23 protein-coding genes and 1 tRNA gene are annotated in these 21,719 nt (G+C 65.4%); 15 read left to right on the top strand and 9 right to left on the bottom strand.

Annotated features, from left to right (window positions below; translation table 11 throughout):
- Positions 1–3 precede the first annotated feature (3 nt).
- On the top strand, positions 4–1,332 hold the full coding sequence (locus KBY72_RS04680; protein WP_254993146.1) for a hypothetical protein: 1,329 nt from the start codon (positions 4–6) through the stop codon (positions 1,330–1,332).
- A gap of 69 nt (positions 1,333–1,401) precedes the next feature.
- Here the strand turns inward: KBY72_RS04680 and ychF are convergent, their stop codons facing one another.
- Positions 1,402–2,493 (bottom strand): redox-regulated ATPase YchF, encoded by a 1,092-nt coding sequence (ychF, locus tag KBY72_RS04675; protein ID WP_254930815.1) that lies wholly within the window; start codon positions 2,491–2,493, stop codon positions 1,402–1,404.
- Here ychF and KBY72_RS04670 point away from each other — a divergent pair.
- The gene (locus tag KBY72_RS04670; protein WP_254960181.1) at positions 2,492–3,703 is read left to right on the top strand and encodes an efflux RND transporter periplasmic adaptor subunit; all 1,212 of its coding nucleotides are present in this window, start codon (positions 2,492–2,494) and stop codon (positions 3,701–3,703) included. The genes ychF and KBY72_RS04670 overlap by 2 nt on opposite strands.
- Before the next feature lie 17 nt (positions 3,704–3,720).
- On the opposite strand, the gene wecB is transcribed toward KBY72_RS04670, so the two are convergent.
- Entirely contained in the window at positions 3,721–4,830 is a 1,110-nt protein-coding gene (gene wecB / locus KBY72_RS04665) for a non-hydrolyzing UDP-N-acetylglucosamine 2-epimerase (protein ID WP_254960180.1), read from the bottom strand.
- A 105-nt stretch (positions 4,831–4,935) separates the two neighbouring features.
- On the opposite strand from wecB, the gene KBY72_RS04660 reads away from it, so the two are divergent.
- Positions 4,936–6,117, top strand: coding sequence for a type IV pilus twitching motility protein PilT (locus tag KBY72_RS04660; RefSeq protein ID WP_254960178.1), 1,182 nt, complete (start codon positions 4,936–4,938; stop codon positions 6,115–6,117).
- Between the two features lie 27 nt (positions 6,118–6,144).
- On the opposite strand, the gene KBY72_RS04655 is transcribed toward KBY72_RS04660, so the two are convergent.
- Together KBY72_RS04655 and tsaD are read right to left on the bottom strand one after the other, a co-directional pair.
- On the bottom strand, positions 6,145–6,354 hold the full coding sequence (locus tag KBY72_RS04655; RefSeq protein WP_254960177.1) for a chlorophyll a/b-binding protein: 210 nt from the start codon (positions 6,352–6,354) through the stop codon (positions 6,145–6,147).
- Positions 6,355–6,394: 40 nt separating this feature from the next.
- On the bottom strand, positions 6,395–7,462 hold the full coding sequence (gene tsaD, locus KBY72_RS04650; protein ID WP_254960176.1) for a tRNA (adenosine(37)-N6)-threonylcarbamoyltransferase complex transferase subunit TsaD: 1,068 nt from the start codon (positions 7,460–7,462) through the stop codon (positions 6,395–6,397).
- 61 nt (positions 7,463–7,523) lie between these two features.
- Between tsaD and KBY72_RS04645 the strand changes: the two genes are divergently transcribed.
- A complete protein-coding gene (locus KBY72_RS04645; protein ID WP_254960268.1) occupies positions 7,524–8,018 on the top strand; it encodes a Photosystem I reaction center subunit III in 495 nt (164 codons plus the stop codon).
- 65 nt (positions 8,019–8,083) lie between these two features.
- Positions 8,084–8,200 carry a Photosystem I reaction center subunit IX gene (locus KBY72_RS04640; protein ID WP_106501463.1) on the top strand — a complete coding sequence of 39 codons (117 nt, stop codon included), beginning with the start codon at positions 8,084–8,086 and terminating at the stop codon, positions 8,198–8,200.
- A 90-nt stretch (positions 8,201–8,290) separates the two neighbouring features.
- Here the strand turns inward: KBY72_RS04640 and gmk are convergent, their stop codons facing one another.
- Positions 8,291–8,845 carry a guanylate kinase gene (gmk, locus tag KBY72_RS04635; protein WP_254960175.1) on the bottom strand — a complete coding sequence of 185 codons (555 nt, stop codon included), beginning with the start codon at positions 8,843–8,845 and terminating at the stop codon, positions 8,291–8,293.
- A 78-nt stretch (positions 8,846–8,923) separates the two neighbouring features.
- Here gmk and KBY72_RS04630 point away from each other — a divergent pair, with 78 nt between their 5' ends.
- Together KBY72_RS04630 and tatC are read left to right on the top strand one after the other, a co-directional pair.
- Complete coding sequence (locus KBY72_RS04630) at positions 8,924–10,630, top strand: NFACT family protein (protein WP_254960173.1); 1,707 nt, start codon at positions 8,924–8,926, stop codon at positions 10,628–10,630.
- Positions 10,627–11,406 (top strand): twin-arginine translocase subunit TatC, encoded by a 780-nt coding sequence (gene tatC / locus KBY72_RS04625; protein WP_254960170.1) that lies wholly within the window; start codon positions 10,627–10,629, stop codon positions 11,404–11,406. The genes KBY72_RS04630 and tatC overlap by 4 nt, the downstream gene beginning before the upstream one ends.
- Here tatC and KBY72_RS04620 read toward each other — a convergent pair.
- Positions 11,403–11,759, bottom strand: coding sequence for a DUF3067 family protein (locus tag KBY72_RS04620; RefSeq protein ID WP_261359466.1), 357 nt, complete (start codon positions 11,757–11,759; stop codon positions 11,403–11,405). The genes tatC and KBY72_RS04620 overlap by 4 nt on opposite strands.
- A 130-nt stretch (positions 11,760–11,889) precedes the next feature.
- Here KBY72_RS04620 and petC point away from each other — a divergent pair, with 130 nt between their 5' ends.
- From petC to cobM, 4 genes are read left to right on the top strand one after another with little or no spacing between them, the layout of a single operon-like run.
- Positions 11,890–12,450, top strand: coding sequence for a cytochrome b6-f complex iron-sulfur subunit (gene petC / locus KBY72_RS04615; RefSeq protein ID WP_254993145.1), 561 nt, complete (start codon positions 11,890–11,892; stop codon positions 12,448–12,450).
- A gap of 48 nt (positions 12,451–12,498) precedes the next feature.
- On the top strand, positions 12,499–13,434 hold the full coding sequence (petA, locus tag KBY72_RS04610; RefSeq protein ID WP_254960165.1) for a cytochrome f: 936 nt from the start codon (positions 12,499–12,501) through the stop codon (positions 13,432–13,434).
- Complete coding sequence (gene lgt, locus KBY72_RS04605; protein WP_254960267.1) at positions 13,431–14,291, top strand: prolipoprotein diacylglyceryl transferase; 861 nt, start codon at positions 13,431–13,433, stop codon at positions 14,289–14,291. The genes petA and lgt overlap by 4 nt, the downstream gene beginning before the upstream one ends.
- Entirely contained in the window at positions 14,288–15,055 is a 768-nt protein-coding gene (gene cobM, locus KBY72_RS04600; RefSeq protein WP_254960164.1) for a precorrin-4 C(11)-methyltransferase, read from the top strand. Before lgt ends, cobM begins: the two co-directional genes overlap by 4 nt.
- A gap of 6 nt (positions 15,056–15,061) precedes the next feature.
- Here the strand turns inward: cobM and KBY72_RS04595 are convergent, their stop codons facing one another.
- Complete coding sequence (locus KBY72_RS04595) at positions 15,062–16,540, bottom strand: FAD-dependent oxidoreductase (RefSeq protein WP_254960163.1); 1,479 nt, start codon at positions 16,538–16,540, stop codon at positions 15,062–15,064.
- 69 nt (positions 16,541–16,609) lie between these two features.
- Between KBY72_RS04595 and KBY72_RS04590 the strand changes: the two genes are divergently transcribed.
- A tRNA-Val gene (locus tag KBY72_RS04590) sits at positions 16,610–16,681 on the top strand.
- Positions 16,682–16,747: 66 nt separating this feature from the next.
- Positions 16,748–17,500 (top strand): helix-turn-helix domain-containing protein, encoded by a 753-nt coding sequence (locus KBY72_RS04585; protein WP_254960161.1) that lies wholly within the window; start codon positions 16,748–16,750, stop codon positions 17,498–17,500.
- Here the strand turns inward: KBY72_RS04585 and KBY72_RS04580 are convergent.
- Positions 17,481–19,091, bottom strand: a complete 1,611-nt coding sequence (locus KBY72_RS04580) for a Ppx/GppA phosphatase family protein (protein WP_254960160.1) — start codon at positions 19,089–19,091, stop codon at positions 17,481–17,483. The genes KBY72_RS04585 and KBY72_RS04580 overlap by 20 nt on opposite strands.
- Positions 19,092–19,182: 91 nt before the next feature.
- On the opposite strand from KBY72_RS04580, the gene KBY72_RS04575 reads away from it, so the two are divergent.
- Both KBY72_RS04575 and KBY72_RS04570 read left to right on the top strand, forming a co-directional pair.
- Complete coding sequence (locus KBY72_RS04575; RefSeq protein WP_254960159.1) at positions 19,183–20,088, top strand: 4-hydroxybenzoate polyprenyltransferase; 906 nt, start codon at positions 19,183–19,185, stop codon at positions 20,086–20,088.
- Positions 20,085–21,014 (top strand): LD-carboxypeptidase, encoded by a 930-nt coding sequence (locus KBY72_RS04570; protein ID WP_254960158.1) that lies wholly within the window; start codon positions 20,085–20,087, stop codon positions 21,012–21,014. The genes KBY72_RS04575 and KBY72_RS04570 overlap by 4 nt, the downstream gene beginning before the upstream one ends.
- On the opposite strand, the gene ispD is transcribed toward KBY72_RS04570, so the two are convergent.
- Positions 20,977–21,657, bottom strand: coding sequence for a 2-C-methyl-D-erythritol 4-phosphate cytidylyltransferase (gene ispD, locus KBY72_RS04565; protein WP_254960157.1), 681 nt, complete (start codon positions 21,655–21,657; stop codon positions 20,977–20,979). The two genes, KBY72_RS04570 and ispD, sit on opposite strands and share 38 nt — an antisense overlap.
- Between the last annotated feature and the right edge of the window lie 62 nt (positions 21,658–21,719).

The following is a 21,719-nucleotide window of genomic DNA, read 5'->3' as shown; positions in this document are numbered from 1 at the left end:
ACGGTGTACGGCGGCAGCCTGCGCGCCCGCCTAGCCGGCCAGGGCGAGGGCGCCGGCAGCTGGCAGCTCGCCGCCGAAGGCGCCCTGGAGCTGTTCAGCGTGGGCAGTGGCTGCGGCGGCACGGTGAGCTGCGATGACGCCGGCACACCCAACATCTTCAACGCCTCCGGCCAGGACGTGTTCACCCGCAATTGGGTGGGGGCCCTCTCCCTGCCCCTGGCCTGGCAAGCCAACCGCAACCTGCAGCTCTCGCTTGTGCCGGCGGTGAGCTTCTTACCCGGCAGCCAGGGGGAAGACCAGGGCGGCGCCGGTGACTTCTACGGCACCAACATCAGCCTGGGCTTCGGTGCCAACTACCGGCTCGGCAACCAGGTGGAGCTGTTTGGCTCAGCCATGCTGCCCCTAGGCCCCGGAAACAACGGCTTCGATGCCGATCTGGTGTATTCGCGGGTGCCGATCCTCTCGGCCGGCGTCTCGATCGCCGTCAATCCCCGCATCGGCCTGGAGGGAAGCATCACCAACGGCTTTGGCCTCAGCCCTGCCACCGCCATCCTCGCCCTGCCGAGCGCTCCCAATGAGCCGATGCTCAGCGCCCGCTTCACCTACAACCCCGGCGCGGCCGATTCCCCCAGCCCCCGCTACACCGCCCGCCAGGCTTCCCTCGCCCTAGGTGGCCTCAGCGTCAACACCGCCCTCACCCCCGCCAGCGGCACCAGCCAGCTCTGGCTCAATGGCGACAGCCTGGGCAACCTCTTCGCCGGCGGTGGTTATTCGGTATCTAACGACTTCCAATTTCAGCTGGCGGCCGGGGTGTTCAACGGCATCGAACCGCGCAACAGCTACGTGAACACCTACGCCGGCAATGGCGACCTCAACCTGCGCTTCGGCGGCAAGGCGATGGTGTATCGCCCCAGCAAGGAGCTGCCGATCTGGGCCGCGGGCCGCATCTCCCTGGGCCGCAACGAAGACGAGAGCAGCAAGCAGGGCTACCTCTTCTTTGAAAGCATGAACACCTGGGAGGCCAGCCCCAAACTGGCCTTCCACCTCAACCCCAAGGTGGCCTGGAGCGGTGGCGGCACCAGCTGGGGGGTGGGCCTAGCCGCCAACCTGCAGCTGGGGGAGCGCTTCCAGTTGATCCCTGAGCTGAATGTGATCGCAACAGACCTCGGTGGCGACAACGGCAGCAACGGCAGCCTGGCCCTGCGCTGGCTGGCCTCACCCTCCACAATCCTTGATCTCTACGTGTCGAACGCAGCTGGCTTGGTGGATCTGGGCCAGCTACTCGGCAACGACCAGGTGCGAGTGGGCGCCCGGCTCGGCTTCAGCTTCTAGCTATAAAGCACACCCGGATGCCCACTCGCACCTGATCTCGCGGCTGATCTCGCGGCTGAAGCAGGGCCCTCACACGTTGAACAGAAACTCCATCACGTCACCTTCTGCAACGATGTATTCCTTGCCTTCAGCCCGCAGCCAGCCCTTGGTGCGAGCTTCCACCAGCGAGCCCGCCTCCAGCAGCTGCTTGTAGCCGATGGTTTGGGCGCGGATGAAGCCGCGCTCGAAGTCGGTGTGAATCACGCCAGCGGCCTGGGGGGCGGTCATGCCGGCCTGGATAGTCCAGGCGCGGGTTTCCTTCTCGCCGGTTGTGAAATAAGTGCGCAGCCCCAGCAGGTCGTAGGTGGCGCGGATCAGGCTCTGCAGGCCGCCCTCCCCTACCCCGAGACCCGCCAGGAATTCGGTGCGATCCTCCTCTGGCAGCTCAATCAATTCGGCCTCCACCTGGGCCGAGATGCGCACCGTGCCCGCCCCTTCCTTCAGGGCCAGCGCTGCCACCTCCTCGCAGTAGGCGTTGCCGCTGGCCAGATCGTCTTCGCTGACGTTGGTGGCATAGATGATCGGCTTGGCGGTGAGCAGCCCCAGGGGCTTGAGCAGCGGGGCCTCCTCATCGCTGATGGCCACATTGCGGGCGGCACCGCCGGCCTCCAGCTCCACCTGGATGCGCTCAAGGGCAGCATCTTCCAGCTGGGCCTCCTTGCTGGTGCGCACCTGCTTCTTGAGCCGCTCGCGTCGCTTCTCCACCTGGGAGAGATCGGCCAGGCCCAGCTCAAGGTTGATCACCTCGGCATCGCGGGCCGGCCCCACCGAGCCACTCACATGGATCACGTCGTCGTTTTCGAAGCAGCGCACCACGTGCACGATTGCGTCCACCTCGCGGATGTTGGCCAGAAACTTGTTGCCAAGACCCTCTCCCTGGCTGGCCCCCTTCACCAGCCCGGCGATATCGACAAACTCCACCCGGGTGGCAATGATCTCCTTGCTGGAGCTGAGGGCAGCCAGCTGATCGAGCCTGGGGTCTGGCACGGAGACCACACCCGAATTCGGCTCAATCGTGCAGAAGGGGTAGTTGGCGGCTTCGGCCTGGGCGTTGGCGACCAGGGCATTGAACAGGGTCGATTTGCCGACGTTGGGCAGACCGACGATTCCGGCTTTAAGCATGGCTGAAATCTACGGGCCCCAGGTCGAGGCGCCAGCAGCGAAAATAGAAGTATCTGCCCCCAGCCCAATTTCCACCCCCACTGCAGTGCCGGTGATTTCCAGCTCGCCAAGCCGGCCCTGGCAGCGGCGGCGCCTTTGGGCCGCAGCCGCCGCAGGGCTTGTGCTCGTAGCTGGCATAGGCCTCGTGCAGCGGCAGCGCGGCACCAGCCGGGCCAATCTCGAGCCGTACACAGTTGTTGCAGCTGCGGGCGACCTGCCAGGGGTTGTGAGTGCCAGCGGCGAACTCGAGGCCGAAAAGCGCGTGAACGTCAGCCCCAAACGGCAGGGGGTGATCGAGGAGCTCTACGTGGAGGAGGGCGACCCAGTGGGCCGCGGCCAGGCCCTAGCTCGCATGGATCAAGGCGACCTCGACGAGCGGCTCGCCGAGCTGCGGGCCCAGTTGCGCTCAGCCCAGGCCCAGCTGGCCCGCAGCCGCAGCGAGCTGGAGCGCAACGAGAGCCTCTACGGTCAAAACGCCATCAGCCTCAGTGACTTCAATAGCGTGCGCAGCACCTTCCTGGTGGACCAGGCTGCCATGCAGGCCAGCCGCCAACGGCTGCAGGCGCGCCAGGTGGAGCACGCCGATCTGGTGGTGCGGGCGCCGTTCGATGGGGTGGTGACCCAGCGCTTCGCCGATCCTGGCGCCTTTGTGACACCCACCACCACCGCCTCGGCCACCGCCGGTGCCACCAGCTCCTCGATTGTGGAGCTAGCCCAGGGCCTGGAGGTGGTGGCCAAGGTGCCGGAAAGCGACATTGGCCGTGTGCAGCTAGGCCAGAGCGCCACGGTGCGGGTGGATGCCTTTCCCGATAAAAGCTTTGAAGCACGGGTCAAGCGTGTCACCCCCCGGGCCGTGAAGATCAACAACGTCACCTCCTTCGATGTGGTGCTGCGCTTGATTGGCGAACCCCCCCAGCTGCGCATCGGCATGACCGCCGACGTCGGCTTCCAGACAGGTCAGGTGCAGGCCGACACCCTGGTGCCCACCGTGGCGATCGTCACCGAGGCGGGGCGGCCGGGCGTTCTGCTGGTGGGCAAGAAAAACCAGCCCACCTTCCAGCCGGTGGAGCTCGGCATCAGCAGCGGCAAGGACACCCAAATCCTCTCCGGGCTCAAAAGCGGCACCCGGGTGTTCATCGACCTGCCGCCCTGGGCCAAAAAACGCCCCTGAGCCTCAGGTCCCAAGGCTCAGCCAGCCAGGAAAGTGCGGGCAGCATCCACAATCCGCCCCGAAGCCTGGCCGTCGCCAAAGGGATTGTGGGCCCGGGCCATGGCCTCATAGGCCTCGGGGTTGTCGAGCAGGCGGCTGGCCTCGGCCACGATGTCGGCGCTGTCGGTGCCAATCAGCTTGGCCGTGCCCGCCTCCACAGCCTCGGGGCGCTCCGTGGTGCGGCGCAGTACCAGCACCGGCTTACCCAGCGATGGCGCCTCCTCCTGCAGACCCCCCGAATCGCTCAACACCAAGGTGGCGCCGCGCATCGCCGCCACCAGCTGGTCGTAATCGAGGGGTTCCACCAGGAAGGCGCGGGGGTGGTCGCCGAGCAGGGCTTGCAGGGGCTCTCGCACGGTGGGATTGCGATGCAAGGGGAGCAGCAGGGCCGTATCGGGATAGCGCTCGAGCAGCTCACGGAAGCCGCGGCCTATGTCCTGTAGGCGCTCACCCCAGTTTTCACGCCGGTGCACCGTGGCCAGAATTACCCGCTGCTTCTCAAAATCGAGGCCAGGCAGGGTGTAGGGAGGCGCCTGCTCGGCCATCAACAGCAGGGCGTCGATCACCGTGTTGCCGGTGGTCAGCACCGTGCCCACCACCCCTGAGGCCCGGCAATTAGCAGCCGAGAGGGCCGTGGGGGCGAAGTGCAGCTGGGCCAGCTGGGAGATCAGGCGCCGGTTGGCCTCCTCCGGGAAGGGATCGAGCAGGTTGTCGGTGCGCAGCCCGGCCTCCACATGGCCCACCGGGATCTGCTCGTAGAAGGCCGCCAGGGCCGAGGCAAAGGCGGTGGTGGTGTCGCCCTGCACCAGCACTAGATCGGGACGATGCTCGCCAAATTCCTGCTTCAGCCCCTGCAGCGCGCCGCAGGTGATGTGGGTGAGGGTCTGCTTGGGGGCCATCAGAGCCAGGTCGTGGTCAGCCGTCAGGCCAAAAAGACCCATCACCTGGCTCACCATCTCGCGGTGCTGGCCGGTGAGCACAACCCGAGTGCGGAAATCGTCGGCCTGCTGAAAGGCCCGGATCACCGGAGCCAGCTTGATGGCCTCCGGACGGGTGCCCAGCACGATCGTGACAAGGGGCTTGGACACCGAAGCGTTGCAGACCAATTGATCCTACGAAGGTCGTCAGCAAAGGGGCTGGTGCTGACAGAAGCCGCAGCAGCAGCGAAGCTGGGCAAATACCGGTGACCGCAGATGACGACTTCACCCTTTCCTCCCTCTCCCCTTCCCCCGTCACCTTTCCCCCCAGCAGCGGCGCCCCCTGCCCCCACCCCAGACATTGGAACTGCCCCCAGCCGGGTAGATAACGGCAGCCAGCCCGACAGCCTCGAAGGCATCGTGCGCATCGCCAACGAAAGGGGCTACTCCGACGTGCACCTGGGAGTTGGCGAGCAACCCCGCTTCCGGGCCCGGGGGGAGATGGCTGGCACCGGATGGCCAGTGACTGATGCGGCCACCTTCAGCGGCTGGATGAAAGAGATGCTCAGCCCCGTCGAAATCGACGCCTTCCAACGCGAGAAGGAATTCGACGGCTCCCACGCCTTTTCCTTTGTGCGAGTGCGCATCAACCTGTTGGATTCGTTGCGGGGCCCGGCGATGGTGCTGCGGCTAATCCCCCAGAAGATCGCCACCATGGAAGATCTCAACCTGCCGCCAGTGCTCAAGGAGCTGGCGGCCCGGCCCAAGGGAATGATCCTGGTTACGGGCCCCACCGGCTCCGGCAAGAGCACCACCCTTGCCGCGATGATCGACTGGATCAATCGCAACATGTGCCGCCATATTCTCACCATCGAAGATCCGGTCGAATTCGTACATGAAAGTCGCCAATCTTTGATTCGACACCGGGAGGTTGGTCAGCACACCAAGGTGTTCCACAACGCCCTGCGGGCAGCCCTTCGGGAGGATCCCGATGTAATCCTGATTGGGGAAATACGCGATCAAGAGACCCTGGCCACAGCCATCGAGGCCTCCCAGACAGGCCACTTGGTATTTGGCACCTTGCACACAAACTCCGCCGTCAAAACCGTAGAACGGGTGCTAGGCATGTATCCCCCCAGTGAACAGGACAGTGTCCGGCGTGCGGTTTCAGAATCACTGCTCGGCGTGATAGCCCAGGGACTGCTTAAAACAACCGACGGCAAACGGGCCGCTTATCACGACATTTTGATCAACACCGACGCCTGCAAGGACTACATCCAGCGAGGCGAACTCGACGAGATCGAGGAGATCATGAAGCGCAGCGCTTTCGATGGCATGCAAACCGCAAATCAGTCGTTGCAGCAGTTGGTAGAAGCCCACCGGGTTACCCCCGAGGAAGCCTTAGCCCAAAGCCTCAAGCCCAACGAGCTTGCTCAAGCGCTTCGCGGTCGCACCTAGACACCACAGAGAAGCTGCAAAAGTTTGCTAGTGGCTCGCTAGGCGGGCCACCAGCAGCACCGATAAGCCAACCGACAGACCCACCATTGCCAGCCGGCCGTTCCAGATCTCGGCTTGGGGGGTAATTCCTCGGCGCCAGGCGTTGAGCTCAGTGGCACTCACTGGCTCAAACCCGTCGGGCACTTGATCGATATCGACGGTGGCTTGCAGCTCGGGCTCGCGGTTGAGGGTGATCATCGGGCCGCACCAATACCGTATGAATTTTAGTTTACGACAATTAAAAGCACGGTTGTGATTCGTAAAGCAAGCCGGCTTGCTCCAGGGGCAGCCGGGCAGCCACGCCCAGGTCAAAGCAGCTGCTCTGGCCGCCAGCCAGGCGCTGGGCCCCAGCCACACCGATCATGGCGGCGTTATCGGTGCAGTAGGCCAGCGGAGCCACCCGCCAAGCCAGGCCATCGAGCCCGCAGCGCTGCTCCAACAGCTGCCGCAGCCGCCGATTGGCGGCCACGCCACCCACCAGCACCAGCGTGCCCAATCCCTGCTCCCGGGCGCAACGGCAACTGCGCTCCACCAACACTTGGGCCACCACCTGCTCAAAGCTGGCCGCTAGATCAGCCAGCGGCAACGGCTCGCCGCCCGCCTGGTGCTCAGCCTCCAAAGCACGCACCTGGCGCAGCATCGCCGTCTTGAGGCCGCTGAAACTGAAGTCGTAGGGATAAAAGCCGCCCTCCGGCCGCGACACCCGGCCCTTGGGCAAGGCAAAGCGAAGGGGGTCGCCGTTTTGCCCAGCCGCCTCAATCGCCGGACCACCCGGGTATCCGAGCCCGAGCAGGCGGGAGACCTTGTCGAAAGCTTCGCCGGCGGCATCGTCGTGGCTGCGGCCCAAGCGGAGATAGCGGCCAGGCCCGTCAACCCGCAACAACTCGGTGTGGCCGCCGCTGACCAGCAGCACCAGGTAGGGACCGGGGGGCAGGGGCTCGCCCAGCTGCACCGAGCAGAGATGACCTTCCAGGTGATGAACAGCCACAAAGGGCTTGCCATGCAGCCTCGCCAGGGTGCGGCCCGTGACCGAGGCCACCAGCAGGGCCCCCACCAGGCCCGGCGCGGCGGTGGCGGCGATGCCATCGAGCTCGGCCATGGTCACGCCGCTGTCGCGGCACACCTGCTCAATCAGCTGGGGCAGGGCCTCGACGTGGCGCCGCGAGGCGATTTCCGGCACCACGCCACCCCAGCGGGCGTGCTCCTCCACCTGGGAGGCGACGGCACTGGCGAGCACCGTCTGATCACGCACAATCGCTGCCGCCGACTCGTCACAACTTGTTTCGAGGGCCAGAACCAGTGGCATTGGACTTCTACAGCTCCCGTACTGTCCAGAAGTGTCATCCTGCCCCGCGGCCTTGCGTCCGATGCGCCGTCTTTTCTCCCGCCGACTTTTCGCGGTTCTGCTCTCCGCCTTCTTGTTGCTCGGCTTCGCCCCTACGGCCAAGGCTGACGTGGCAGGGCTGACCCCCTGCTCCGAGAGCGCCCGCTTCCAGCAGCGCGCTGCTACCGCCAAAACCGATCAGGCCAAGGCTCGCTTCGCGATGTACAGCCAGTCCGTATGCGGTGCCGATGGCCTGCCCCACCTGATCGTGGATGGTCGCTGGAACCATGCCGGTGATTTCATGCTCCCCGGTATCGCCTTCCTCTACATCGCTGGCTGCATTGGCTGGGCTGGTCGCAACTACCTGCGCGCCATCCGCGGCGATAAAGACGCCACCATGAAGGAGATCCAGATCGATCTGCCTTTGGCTTTTAAGAGCACCCTGGCAGCAGCCACCTGGCCCCTGGCCGCCTTCGGCGAGCTCACCAGCGGCAAGCTGCTCGAATCCGACGACAAGGTCACGGTTTCCCCTCGCTGAGCGGTTTCGCCCCGCTAAGGGTTGCTTAGCCCTGCAAGTCCTAGATGCATCTCTAATTTTTCACCATGAAAAAGTTCCTCACCACCGCTCCGGTATTTGCTGCCATCTGGTTTGGCCTTACCGCTGTAATAATTATCGAATTCAACCATTTCTTCCCCGACTTGCTGTTCCTTCCCCTCTGATCAGAATTGACTGATCAGACCCCTCTGATCAGTCAATTCTGATCAGACGCGGCCCCGGGGGCCGCTTTTTTTTGCCCGTGCCTAGCCGCCCTAGCCCAGCAGCTGCTCCAGCTCGGCCAGGGCCAGCTCCAGTTCGCCGTTGACAAGCACCGCGTCAAATTCCGGCGCCGCAGCCAGCTCCACCTTGGCCCGCTCCAGCCGCCGACCAATCGCCTCCTCGCTATCGGTGCCGCGGCCGCGGATACGCCGCTCAAGCTCCTCAAAACTGGGGGGTTCGACAAAAATCTGGAAAGCCTCGGCAAAGCTTTGGCGCACCTGGCGTGCCCCCTCCAGCTCGATCTCAAGCAGCACGGGCCTGCCTGCAGCTAGCTGGGCCTGCACCGGTTGGCGGGGGGTGCCGTAAAGGTTGCCGGCAAATTCAGCCCACTCCAAAAACCCGCCCTCAGCCACCTGGCCTTCAAAGGCGTCGCGAGTCAGGAAAAAGTAGTGCTGACCATTTAGCTCACCGGTGCGGGGGGCACGGGTGGTGGCTGAGATCGATAGCCAGATCTCCGGATGAAGTAGCAGCAGTCGCTGCACCAAGGTGCCCTTGCCGACTCCACTAGGGCCGGTGATCAAGGTGAGACGGCCGGGCAAGGCGCTCATGGCGGGCGACAGCTCTGGCCTGCAGAGTAGAAGCCAGCGTCCGTGTTGCACTGCCAAGCCGTGTTGCCCTGCCAAGCCGTGTCTCCCTCCCGCCTTCAGGCACCCTCCCGCCTTCAGGCAGTAGACGTCACGACCCTGCGGGCGGTGCTGGCCGAGTGGCGGCCGCTACTGCTGCCAAGTCGCTTCGAGAAGGCCCAGCAGGCCAGCCCCCAGGCCCTGCAGATCGGCCTGCGCAGCCTCAGCGGTAGCCACTGGCTCGAGCTCAGCTGGCAGGCGGAAGCGGCTCGGCTGCACACGATCCTGCCGCCACCCCGCCAAGGGGATGGCAGCACCCTGGCCCAGCAGCTGCAGCACGGCCTCAAGGGTCTGGCCCTCATCGAAATCCAACAGCAGGGCTGGGAGCGGGTGGTGGAGCTCGGCTTCGCCAGGCGTCCCGGTGAGCCCGTGCTGCGCTGGCTGGTGGTGGAGCTGATGGGCCGCCACAGCAACCTGCTGCTGCTCGACGCCGACCGCCAGGTAGTGGCCCTGGCCCGCCAGGTGAAACCCCAGCAATCACGCCTACGGCCAATCGGCACCGGCGACCCTTACCAACCGCCCCCGCCCCTGGCGGGCGAGCCGCCGCGGCTGGAGGAGAGCTTTGGCAGCTGGCAGCGCCGTCTGCGCCTAGTGCCCCTGCCCCTGCAGCAGGCCCTGCGCGATGCCTACCAGGGCATGAGTCCGGCCTTACTGCGCCAGCTACTGCCCTGCGGCTGGGGCGAACTGAGCGTGGACAGCATCAGTCCGGAGCAATGGCAGCAGTTGTGGCAAGGCTGGCGCCAGTGGCTTGAAGCCGTGCAGATGGGGCGATTCAGCTGGCAGCTCGAACCGGCCGGCTACCGCTGCTGGGCTGGATCCAGCGGCGATACCCCTGCCGCAAATCCAGCCCTGGCAATAAATCAAGGCATGGCCGCCTATTTCAGCGAGCACCTCGGCGCCCAGCTGCTTGTGCAGCAGCGCCAGCAGCTGCAGCACCGCTTGCAGGCCACACTCGAGCGCGAAAGCCGCCAGGCCAGCGAGCAGCAAGCCCTGCTGGATGCGGTGCCTGAAGGGGAAGCTCTGCAGCGCCGCGCCGATGCCCTGCTCAGCCAGCTACAGCCGAGCCGCCAGTGCATTGAAGAGGCCCAGAAGCTCTACAAAACCGCCCGCAAGCGGCGGCGCTCGGTGGCGGCGATCACCCCCAGGCTGGAGCAGCACAGGCAGCGCTTAGCAAGCCTCGAAGCCAGCCTCACCTACCTGGAGCAGGCCGACAGCCTCGAGCAGGTGGGCAGCCTGGTTGGCGAGCTCGAAGCCCTACTGGCTGAGCGCGGCCAGCGCAAACCGGCGGGGAGTCGCCAGAGGCGTCGGGCTGGGGCGATCGAGGGGGTGCCCCAACCCCTGGAGCTGCACACACCTTCCGGTTTGTCCATACAAATTGGCCGCAACCACCGCCAAAACGAATGGATCGCCTTTCGCCAGGCGCGCCGCGGCGATCTCTGGTTCCACGCCCAGGAGCTGCCGGGCAGCCATGTGGTGCTGAAAAGCTCGGAGCGACTGGCCAGCGATGCGGATCTGCAGGCAGCAGCCGATCTGGCCTCTCACTACAGCAGGGGCCGGGGCAACAGGCGGGTGCCGGTGGTGATGGTGCCCACCGAGGAGTTACAACGCATTCCTGGTGCAGCCCCCGGTACCGTGCGCCATCGTGGCGGCTCCGTGCTGTGGGGAGAACCTCAGCGGGCTCTTAGCCTGCTGATGGAGCAGAAACGATGAGCGCCGAACCCGAAATTTCAGCCAAGCGCCGCGCCGCGCCCGACTCGGAGCCTGGAGAATTTCCAGCCGAGGTGGAGATGAGCCTGGTGGACCATCTCGAGGAGCTACGCCGCCGCGTGCTGCGCAGCCTGCTGGCGGTAGTGGTGGCGGCAGCAGCCTGCCTTGTCGCCGTTAAACCATTGGTGCGGCTGCTGGAAGTGCCAGCGGAGGGCATCCGCTTTCTGCAGCTGGCCCCGGGCGAATTTTTGTTTGTGTCGTTCAAAGTGGCGGGCTACGCCGGGCTCACCTTGGCCCTGCCCTACGTGCTCTACGAGGGTCTGGGGTTCGTGCTTCCGGGACTTACCCGGCGGGAGCGGCGGCTGGTGGCCCCGGCGGTAGCTGGCTCGGCGGTGCTGTTTGCGGCGGGGCTGGCCTTCGCCTGGTGGGCCCTGGTGCCCGCAGCCCTGCGCTTCCTGGTGAGCTACGGCGCCGACGTGGTCGAACCGAGTTGGTCGATCGAGCGCTACCTCGATTTCGTGCTGCTGCTGATGGTGGCCACCGCGCTGGCATTTCAACTGCCAGTGCTGCAGTTGTTGCTCGGCGCCCTTGGCCTGGTGAAGGCCCAGCCCATGCTGGCGGGTTGGCGCTGGGTGGTGTTGGCAAGTGCCCTGGCGGGGGCCGTGTTGACCCCCTCCACCGACCCCGTAACGATGCTGCTGCTCTCCGGGGCGATCACGGCCCTCTACCTAATCGGCGTTGGCCTGGTGGCCTGCACCGAACGGCTGCGGCCTGCCTAGAGCAAAAATTCGCTGGCCCGGCCGGCCGGGATCTCCAACGCCAGACCCATGGCCTTGCCCTGTCTCGGCTTATCGGAGGTGGTGCCGAGCCAGCTGCGCACCTGCTCGGCTACGCCTAGGCCATTGAGCAAACCCACCAGTTCCTCGAGCTTGCTGCGGTAGCCATCCTCCGTGAGCGGAAAGGATTGCTGCTCTAAGTAGGCCCACATCACCTGTAGATAGAGCCGGCCGCGACGCTGCACCAGCTGCAGGTCGTAGGAAACCTGCCAACGGGTTTGCAGCAGATCCCAAACCTCTTGCGCAGACAGGGGCGAACCTGGCTCAGGGGGTGGGGGGAGGGCACTGGAGGGCAGGGACACGCCCAAGCTCACGCGACGGATTGCACAACAGCATGTTGCAGGCCCAGGGGCCAGCCGGCTGCACCGCCCCGGAGCCGCACAGGCAAGGTTCATAATGAGCGCCACATTGTCCCGGCGCGTCTTCATGACCCAGATGCCAGCGAGCGCTTCAAATAGCGCCTCCAACGGTGATGTGCCCGGAATGGGCCGCCGGCAGTTCATGAACCTGCTGACCTTCGGGTCTGTGACCGGTGTGGCCCTGGGTGCCCTCTATCCAGTGGCTCGTTATTTCATCCCCCCCAAGGCGGCAGGCGGCGGCGGCGGCACCACCGCTAAAGACGAACTCGGCAACAGCGTCACTGCCAGCGGCTGGCTCAGCAGCCACAAGGAGGGCGATCTCAGCCTGGTGCAGGGCCTCAAGGGAGATCCGACCTACTTGCTCGTTGAGGGCAATGATGCCATCGGCAGCTACGGCATCAATGCCATCTGCACTCACCTTGGCTGCGTAGTGCCCTGGAACAGCGGTGCCAATAAGTTCATGTGCCCCTGCCACGGCTCCCAGTACGACGCCACCGGCAAAGTGGTGCGCGGTCCAGCGCCCCTCTCCTTGGCCCTGGCTCACGTTTCTGTAGACAACGACAACGTTTTCCTTAGCCAGTGGAGCGAAACCGACTTCCGCACCGGCGACAAGCCCTGGTGGGCCTGATTACCCCGATCCAGCTTTTCTTCTCCCTGTCTGTCGCCTGATCTCGTGATGCGTCGTTCCCTTTCCCTGCTGCTCGGCTCCCTGATCGCCTTCGCCGTGCTTTTGACCGGCGCCAGCCCCAGCTGGGCCTATCCCTTCTGGGCCCAGCAGAACTACGCCAGCCCCCGGGAGGCCACCGGCAAGATCGTCTGCGCCAACTGCCACCTGGCCAAGAAGGCCACCAGGGTGGAAGTGCCCCAGGCCATCTTCCCTGACACGGTGTTCAAGGCCGTGGTGGAAATCCCCTACGACGCAAGCGTTCAGCAGGTGGCCGGCGATGGCAGCCGCACCGGTCTAAATGTCGGCGCTGTGGTGATGCTTCCAGATGGCTTCACCCTTGCCCCGCAAGACCGGCTCAGCGAGGAGCTGAAGGAGGAAACTGCCGGCATTTATTACACCCAGTATTCCGACGACCAACCCAACATCCTGTTGGTGGGCCCGATCTCCGGTGATGAGCACCAAGAGATCGTTTTCCCGATTCTCTCTCCTGATCCCGCCACCGACAGCAGCATCCACTTCGGCAAATACCAGCTGCATGTGGGCGGCAACCGTGGCCGCGGCCAGGTGTATCCCACCGGCGAAAAGAGCAACAACGGCGTGTTCAACGCCTCCGTAACTGGCACGGTGTCAGCAATCACTGCCGGTGATAACGGCGCTTCCCTGGTGGAGATCACCGCCGCAGATGGCACTACGGCCACTGAAACCGTGCCGGCTGGCCCCACCATCGTGGCGGCGGTTGGTGATGCAGTAGTTGCCGGTTCACCGATCACCAACGACCCCAACGTGGGTGGCTTCGGACAGATTGATGCCGAGGTTGTGCTGCAAAACCCTGTGCGCATCTACGGTTTGCTGGCATTCTTTGCCGCAATCGCCCTGGCCCAGATCTTGCTGGTGCTCAAAAAGCGCCAGGTTGAAAAGGTTCAGGCTGCTGAAGGCTTGATCTGAGCAGCGTGCTTGCCACCTTCACCTCCCCGGGGCCCCTGGTTTTCCAGCTGGGCCCCTTTTCCTTGCGCTGGTACGGTCTGCTCATCGCCGTGGCCGTGTTGCTGGGCCTCAGCCTGGCCACCCGGCTCGGCCGGGCTCGAGGCATTGAGCCATCCCTGATTGCCGATCTCCTGCCCCTGATGGTGCTGGGAGCCGTGATCGGAGCACGCATTTACTACGTCGCCCTCGAGTGGCGCCAGTATTCCAGCAACTGGCTTGATGCGATCGCGATATGGCGCGGAGGCATCGCCATCCACGGCGCCCTGCTGGGCGGCTCCCTGGCCACGATGCTGTTCTGCCGCTGGCGCCGGCAGCCCTTCTGGCAACTGCTCGATGTGCTGATGCCCTCCGTGGCCCTCGGCCAGGCGATCGGCCGCTGGGGAAATTTCTTTAATTCCGAGGCCTTCGGCTTGCCTACGGATCTTCCCTGGAAACTGCAGATCCCCGCGGCCAGCCGCCCAGCTGAATTTTTTGAGCAGCTCTACTTTCACCCCACCTTCCTCTACGAATCCCTTTGGAATCTGGGGGTGTGCGCCCTCCTGCTGGCGCTATTTCGGGCCGCCAGTCGCGGCCGCATTCAGCTGCTGCCAGGAGCACTCAGCTGCGTATATCTGATGGCCTACAGCAGCGGGCGAGTGTGGATTGAAGGGCTGCGCCTCGACCCCCTCTGCCTGCTCTCCGAGCCGCCCTTCTGTGATGGCGGCCTGCGCATGGCCCAGCTGGTCAGCCTGCTTTTGATTTCCCTTGGCGGCGTTGGCCTCTGGTGGCTCTACCGCCGCCACCGCCCCCTGCCCGACCCCAGTGGAGTAGCCACTTGAATAACAAGCCTGTCTGGATAGTTGGTGCCGGTCCCGGCGCACCCGACTTGCTCACCCTGCGCGCCGCCCGCCTTGTGGAGCAGGCAGAGGTGTTGGTGTGGACCGATTCCCTAATCAATCCCCAGATCGCAGCCTTGGCACCCGAGGGCTGTGAGCAGGTGCGCACCAGCACCCTCACGCTGGAGCAGGTGATGGAGGTGGTGCTGGATCGGGCCCGGGCCGGCAAAACCGTGGTGCGGCTCCACGACGGTGATCCCTGCCTCTATGGCGCCATCGCCGAGCAAATTTGCCGCCTGGCCGATGCCGGTATCGGCGTGGAGGTGGTGCCCGGCTTGAGTGCTTACCAGGCCACCGCATCGGCCCTGCAGAGCGAGCTCACCATCCCTGGCCTGGTGCAGACGATCGTGCTGAGCCGCGCTGGCGGACGCACCGGCGTGCCGGAGCGGGAGGCCCTGGAGCGGCTTGCCGCCCTGCGCGCTTCCCTATGCCTCTACCTCAGTGCTCGCCACGTCGAAGAGGTGCAAACCGAGCTGCTGCGCCACTACCCCGCCGACACTCCCGTAGCCATTGGCTACCGGGTGAGCTGGCCTGATGAGTGGATCAAGGTGGTTCCCCTGGCCGACATGGCCCGGGTGAGCCAGGAACGGCAGTTGATCCGCACCACCCTCTACGTGGTGAGCCCGGCGCTGGCGGCGCCGGCGGAGGCCCGTTCTCGCCTCTACTCAGCTAGCCACAATCACCTCTTCCGCGGCGGCGCTAGCTGAAAACGTTCAGTCCGCCTCGCCATAAAGCTCCCTGGCCAAGCGCTGCCGATCGAAGCCACAGCCCAGCCGCTCGACGATCGCCTCCAGGTCGCGGGCGGCATTACCCAGGCAGCAGGTGCCCCCAGGGGAAGGGGTGACGTTGAACACAAGGCCGGGCCGGGCCGCGATGCTGGCCTCGCCGAGCATCAGCTTGCGGTTGGCCTTATCGATTAGCTGGGGTCGCACGCCGCCATAGCCCTCAGCGAAGTTGAGATCCTCGAAGCGCATGTCGGGCACGATCTTGCGAGCATCTGCCAAAAACAATCGCCGCCTCAGCCAGGGCACCTCGAACAGCAGATTTTTAAAGATGTAATTGCGGATATCGGCGATGCGAAAGAGCTGCCAGAACACGGCGAGCACTGCCCAATCGAGCCGCAGCACCTTCAGAAACTCCCAAAACGAGGCTGGTCTGTAGCGCTCCAGCAGAGGCAGCAGCAGGGCGGTAGGGCCAAAACGGGTTTTGCCAGGGGCTCGCACGTCGGGGTCGCCGTGGATGGCGGCAAAGGGCAGCTTGTCGTTCTGCACCGTGTAAACCTTGCCCCGGAGCAAATCCGGCGTGAAGTAAAAGCTGCCGGCCACGGGCAGGCAGGAATACTCCAGTCCGTAGCCCATGCGCTGGGCCATCAGCAGGCTGTGGGCTCCGGCATTCACCACCACGTGCCGGGCCCGCACCGAGCGCGGAGCCTCCCTGGCGGCGCTGGAGCAGCCGGGGGTGGGGGCCAGTTCCACCCGGTAGCCGTCGCCCTCAGGCGTAATCGCGACCACGCTGGTGCCTAGCTGCACCGTGAGCTGGCGCGGCGTTCCAGCCACCGCCGCCGCCGCCTGGGCCACGAACGAGGCCGATAGCTCCTCGTAGTCCACGGCGGTGTAGGTGCGGCGGATGCCGATCGCCACCAGCTCCTCCGGGCGCAACTCCCCCTGCACCAGTCCCACCTGGGGCTCCCACTCGGCGATCTGCGGCTTCTCGAGCAGCTCCATTGCCGGGAAGTGGGGTGAGAAGCGAGCAAAGCGCTCCCGCAGGAAGGTGCACTCGTGCTCGCCCACCCCCAGCACCATTTTTGGAGTGCGAAACACACAGAGCTCGCGGCTGGCTGGATCAAGCAGCTCGGCGTAGTTCACGATCATCTCGGCGGTGCGCTTCACCCGCACCGCCTTCTCGAGCGTGTAGTTGGTCTCGATGTCGCCGCAGTGAATCGTCTGGCTGTTGTTGGTGGCCTTGGAGTTCACCCTGGCCAGGGCGTCGTAGCGCTCCACCAGCAGGATGCGGCCCAAATCGGTGTAGCGAGCCAGTTCGAACAGCAGGGCCGTACCGCACACCCCGCCTCCCACGACCAATACGTCCACTGTCTGATCAACATCCACTGGCTGATCAACATCCACTGGCTGGCTCAAGTCCACAGGGGCCGTTGCTGGCTTGGGATCGGCTCCTTCGGGGTTGGCGCTCACGCAATGCGACTGGCTCTTAGCCCATGGTGACCGATCGACTGCCTGTGGTGTTTTAAGCTGTGGAGGTGCGGGCGATTAGCACAGCGGTAGCGCACTTCCTTCACACGGAAGGGGTCACTGGTTCGAATCCAGTATCGCCCATTTCAACGACTGGACCGCATCAAATTTGCCTGCAGAATGTCTAAATCTGCTGAGCTCGCTGTTGTGGTGTCAGATTCTCCCAATCCCGAGACCTTATCCGCCCTGCGCTGCCTGGGGCAGACGCTGCGGCAGGGCCGAGAGGTCCAAGGTCTCGAACTGGCCGTGCTGGCAGCCCGTCTAAACATGGGAGTCGAACAACTTCAGGCCCTGGAAGAAGCCGACGCCGGTCGATTGCCGGAACCGGTATTTGTGATCGCCCAGGCCCGCAGAATCGCCAGCAGCCTGGCCATCAACATCGATGGCCCCCTGAAAACCCTGCGAGATAGCGGCCAGTTTCAAACCAAGCCGATCAAGGTGGCCGAACTCACCCAGCGCGCCCCAACCAGACCGGCACAAACCAGCGGCCGACTGGCCATCACAGCAGCAATCCTGGTCGCCCTCAGTGGCGCCGGCGCCGTGGGCTGGCAGCAGTGGCAGCGTCACCAGGCCCGCCCAACCCAGCAGCAAACGCAGCCCCAGCTGCTGACCGAGATTTCCCCAGTACATAGGAGCAGGGATAGGGAAAGCGGCAGCCTCAATCCCGATCAGCTGCAACTGACGAGCAGCCAGCCCAGTTGGCTCGAAATAAAAACAAAAACCGGCACCACTCTCTTCCGTGGCACCTTCACAGGTGAGCGGAGCTTCCCCCTGGGCCAAGGGCTTGAGGTGCTGGCAGGCCGTCCCGACCTGGTTCGCACCCGAATAGGAGGCGGTGCTCCTCAACCCCTGGGACCCATTGATCAGGTGCGTTGGCGCAGCTTCAGGGCTCCGGCACCCTGAGACCAAGGCCGCAGGATTCCTGCACCACTTCAGCGCAGGATCGCAGGCTCCAGCGCTCCAAGCTGAGATCCGGAGCTGGCTCACCAGGGGCGGCCGCCAGGGGCTCCAGGTCAACGCAAACATCATTTTGCCTTGATCTCACCTGCAGGGTCGCAATCACCGCAGCGGGCCGGCGATCTAGGGCCGCCGCCAACCGCAACAGCAAGGCCATCGACGTAACGGTGCGGCGCTGGTCGCGGTCTTCGATCAGCTGCCACGACTCATGGCGCTTCTTCGGCAGGCTGCGGCGGTGATAGCGGCCAATCGCCGCCACCATCAGGTGCTCGGATTCGGAGTAGCCCAGCAGCTCGCCGTGGCGGATCAAATACCAGCTGTGCTTGTGATAAGCGGAGATATTGATGCTCTTGCCACAGGTATGCAATTGGGCGGCGGCCCAGAGCAGCTCCCGACCCGGCCCCTCGTCGTGGTGCAGCAGCCCCCGCGACTGGTCGTAGAGGCTGAGGGCATGGGCGGCCACCCGATCGGCCCGGGCCCGATCGACACCAAAGCGCTGGGCCAGGTGCAGCACGGTGCGCTGGCGAATAGTGCTCTGGAAGGCGAAGCGATCTCCCAGCAGGCCGTTGCGCAGCATCCAGTCCACGATTAGGCCCTCCCGCAGGGCCCGATCACAAACCACCAGCTCCCGCACACCGAGCATCGCCATCGCCGTCTGCAAAATCAGGGCGCCTGGCACGATGATCTCGGCCCGACGGTCGTTTATGGCGGGCAAGGCACGGCGCTGCTCCGGCGTCATAGCCAGGAGCCGGGCGGTGAGCTGGTCGATGCGCTCGCGGCTGAGCCTGTAACCCTGCAGCTTCAGCGGCGGCTTGGGATCTTCAGCAGCCGCCAGCGCCGCTAGGGCCATGGCTGTGCCGCTGGTGCCCACCATCAGCGGCTGTTCGCCCCGGCGCAGCGCCGCCTTCACCTCAGCTACGGCAGGGTCGAGGGCGCCCTGGATATAGGCCTGCAGGAAGGAGCGACGTTCAACCGGAAGGGGGTCCTGCTGACAAAACTCCCGCTGCAGGCGCACCGCGCCGATGCGGGTGCTGCTGAAGGAGCGGCCGTCGCGGCCATCGGCCAGCACCAATTCGGTGGAGCCTCCACCGATATCAATTATCAAGTGGGGCTGGTCGCCGAAAGCCATGCCCGAAAGCACACCCAAGTAGATCAATCGCGCCTCCTCGGGCCCGCTTACCAGATCCACCTCCAGGCCCAGTTGCTCCTGCAGCGCCACCAGGAAATCCCTGCCATTGGGGGCCTCCCGCACGGCACTGGTGGCCGCCGTGACGATCTGCTCCACCCCATGGCTAAGGGCCAGATCGCGATCGTGGCGCAGGGTGCGAAAAGCCCGCTCGATCGCCTCGGCACTGAGGTCACCGCTATGGGGATCCCTTTCGCCAAGACGGGTGGTGGCCTTCTCAGCCAGCACCACACTGAAACTGCTCAGCTCCGGATCCACCTCTGCCACCAGCAGGTGAATCGAGTTGGTGCCGATGTCAATAGCGGCCACCCGGCGGCGACCGGACTGCTGAAGGTTGGGGGCCTGAACCATCTAGCTCAGCAACTGCCACTGGGGGCGCTACTTTGCCACCCACGGCCCGTCCCACCGGCACACCTAGGGTGCGGCACGACGAAAAGGGGGCATGGCCAACTTGACGCGCGGCAACCGTCTGGGGGCCTGGCTGGAGCTGGTGCGCTGGCACAAGCCCAGTGGCCGCCTGATCCTGCTGATTCCAGCTGGCTGGAGCCTCTGGCTCACCCCAAACGCCCCACCGGCGCCGCTGTTGGTGGGATTGATCGTGCTGGGAGGACTGGCGGTGAGCGCGGCCGGCTGCATCGCCAACGACCTCTGGGACCGCCGCATCGACCCCTTAGTGGAGCGCACCCGCAGTCGTCCCCTGGCCGATGGCCGCGTTGGCGTTGGCGAGGCGATAGGCCTGCTGCTGCTCAGCCTTGTCGTCGCCTTGGCAGTGCTGCTGGTGCTGATGTGGGGGTTGCCCGCCGCCAGTCGCAACCTCTGCCTGCTGCTAGCAATCGCGGCCCTGCCGCCAGTGCTGCTCTACCCCTCTGCTAAACGCTGGTTTGGTTACCCCCAACTGGTACTGGCCCTCTGCTGGGGTTTTGCGGTGCTGATCCCCTGGTCCGCTGCCACCGGCTCCCTGGCCGGCGGCTGGCCCCTGGCCCTGGTATGGCTGGCCACCTTGCTTTGGACCTTCGGCTTCGACACGGTTTACGCCATGGCCGACCGGGATGACGACCGGGCCATCGGCGTGCGCAGCAGTGCCCTCAGCCTGGGCAGCCGGGCCCCCCTGGCGGTGGCGATCAGCTACGGCCTCGCCGCCCTGGCCCTGGGGCTAGCCGCCGGCCTGCAGGGATGCGGCTGGATCAGCTGGCCATTGGGTCTGCTGGCAGCAGCCGGCATGCAGCGCGAAGCCGCCCTGCTGCGCCGCCCCAACCTGCCAAGGTCCGCCTACGGCCGCCACTTCAGCCGCCAGGTGCAGCTGGGAGGGCTGCTGCTGCTTGCCCTGGTGCTGGGGCAGCTGCCATGAGCCAGGTCATACGTCAGCCCTCACCGCTGCGGCCAGGGGATCGGGTGCAGCTGGTGGCGGCAAGCTCAGCCCTGCTGGGCGAAGACGCCTTGGCGCGCCTGGAGGCGGGCATTGCCCTGCTCGAGGGCTGGGGGCTGGAGGTGGAGCGCACGCCCCTGCACGGGCGCCAGTGGGGCTATCTGGCCGGCCGAGACCAACAGCGACGCGGCGACCTGGAAGCGGCCGCCAGGCGGGGCGCCGAACTGCTGGCCTGTGTGCGGGGCGGCTGGGGAGCGGCCCGGTTATTGGAAGCACCCCTGGCCCAGCCAGCTCGCTGGCTGCTTGGTTTCTCCGACGTCACCTCCCTGCTCTGGGCCCAACTAGCCCAGGGGCAGGGAGGTGCCATCCACGGGCCGCTGCTCACCACCCTGCCCGCCGAACCCGCCTGGAGCCAGGAGCGGCTGCGGTGCCTGTTGTTTGGCGAACCCCTGGGCGACCTCCAGGGTGAGGGCTGGTGTGGCGGCAGCGCCGCAGGCCCCCTGCTAGCCGCCAACCTCACCGTGGCCACCCACCTGCTGGGTACGCCGTATCTGCCGGATCTGCGCGGCGCCATTTTGGTGCTCGAAGACGTAAGCGAAGCGCCATACCGAATCGAGCGCATGCTCACCCACTGGCGGCTTTGCGGTGGGCTGCAGCAGCTGGCCGGCATCGGCCTGGGGCAGTTCACAGACTGCGATGAAAACCCAGCCGAAGCAGATCGTTTCAGCCTCGAGCAGGTGCTACGCGAGCGCACAAGCGATCTAGGCATCCCCGTGGTGAGCAACCTGCCCGTTGGTCATGTGGCCGGCAATGCGGCCCTACCCCTAGGTGCCTGGGCCGAGCTCGATGGCAGCAGCGGCCAGCTGCGGATCAGCAGCGCGAAGCAAGCACCGCCGCTGCCACGGTGAGATCGAAGGGGGTGGTGAGCTTGATGTTGGAGGCAGGCGCCTCCAACACCTGCACCGCCAAACCCAGCCGCTCAAACAGGGCCGCATCGTCGGTGACGCTCCAGCCCTGCTCCGTGGCGGTTGCATGGGCAGCCCGCAGCTGCTGAACAGGAAAACCCTGGGGAGTTTGGGCTGCCCACAACCAGCTGCGATCTGGGGTGGCCGTGATGGTGCCAGCTCCATCCACCTGCTTGATCGTGTCGGTTACGGGGGTGGCGGCGATCACCGCTGCGCCTTGCTGCACCGCAGCGGCACAGCGGGCCAGCAGTTCTGGCTCGACAAGACAGCGAGCCCCGTCGTGGATCAGCACACCACCAGCAGCTGCCGGCAGGGCCGCCAGCCCCCGGCTCACCGACTCCTGACGGGTGTCACCACCCTCAATCCACTGCACCGGCAGGTCAGGCTGAGCTTCAGCCACGATCGCCGCTATCGCGGCTGCATCAACGGGCTGGCCCACGATGCCGATCCAGCTAATGGCGGGGCAGGCGAGGGCCGCATCGAGGGTCCAGGCCAGCACCGACCGCCCCGCCACTGGCAACAGCAGCTTGTTGCCGGTGGCCCCCATGCGGCGTCCACTGCCGGCTGCGGCGATCAGCAAATGCACAAGCGACTCCCGCGAGACGGGTCAATCCGAATCTGATCCATACAATCAGGCCGCCGAACCTG

This window comes from Cyanobium sp. BA5m-21, assembly GCF_024346235.1.
GTDB classification, from domain to species: Bacteria; Cyanobacteriota; Cyanobacteriia; order PCC-6307; family Cyanobiaceae; genus Cyanobium_A; species Cyanobium_A usitatum.
This window is presented reverse-complemented; position numbering and strand designations above follow the sequence as displayed.

Excerpts from the sequence above, each read along its gene's own strand:
- KBY72_RS04670 (WP_254960181.1), top strand. The coding sequence starts at position 2,492 with ATGGCTGAAATCTACGGGCCCCAGGTCGAGGCGCCAGCAGCGAAAATA.
- ychF (WP_254930815.1), bottom strand. The coding sequence starts at position 2,493 with ATGCTTAAAGCCGGAATCGTCGGTCTGCCCAACGTCGGCAAATCGACC.
- KBY72_RS04660 (WP_254960178.1), top strand. The coding sequence starts at position 4,936 with ATGACGACTTCACCCTTTCCTCCCTCTCCCCTTCCCCCGTCACCTTTC.
- KBY72_RS04655 (WP_254960177.1), bottom strand. The coding sequence starts at position 6,354 with ATGATCACCCTCAACCGCGAGCCCGAGCTGCAAGCCACCGTCGATATC.
- tsaD (WP_254960176.1), bottom strand. The coding sequence starts at position 7,462 with ATGCCACTGGTTCTGGCCCTCGAAACAAGTTGTGACGAGTCGGCGGCA.
- KBY72_RS04645 (WP_254960268.1), top strand. The coding sequence starts at position 7,524 with ATGCGCCGTCTTTTCTCCCGCCGACTTTTCGCGGTTCTGCTCTCCGCC.
- KBY72_RS04640 (WP_106501463.1), top strand. The coding sequence starts at position 8,084 with ATGAAAAAGTTCCTCACCACCGCTCCGGTATTTGCTGCCATCTGGTTT.
- gmk (WP_254960175.1), bottom strand. The coding sequence starts at position 8,845 with ATGAGCGCCTTGCCCGGCCGTCTCACCTTGATCACCGGCCCTAGTGGA.
- tatC (WP_254960170.1), top strand. The coding sequence starts at position 10,627 with ATGAGCGCCGAACCCGAAATTTCAGCCAAGCGCCGCGCCGCGCCCGAC.
- petC (WP_254993145.1), top strand. The coding sequence starts at position 11,890 with ATGACCCAGATGCCAGCGAGCGCTTCAAATAGCGCCTCCAACGGTGAT.
- petA (WP_254960165.1), top strand. The coding sequence starts at position 12,499 with ATGCGTCGTTCCCTTTCCCTGCTGCTCGGCTCCCTGATCGCCTTCGCC.
- KBY72_RS04580 (WP_254960160.1), bottom strand. The coding sequence starts at position 19,091 with ATGGTTCAGGCCCCCAACCTTCAGCAGTCCGGTCGCCGCCGGGTGGCC.
- KBY72_RS04575 (WP_254960159.1), top strand. The coding sequence starts at position 19,183 with ATGGCCAACTTGACGCGCGGCAACCGTCTGGGGGCCTGGCTGGAGCTG.
- KBY72_RS04570 (WP_254960158.1), top strand. The coding sequence starts at position 20,085 with ATGAGCCAGGTCATACGTCAGCCCTCACCGCTGCGGCCAGGGGATCGG.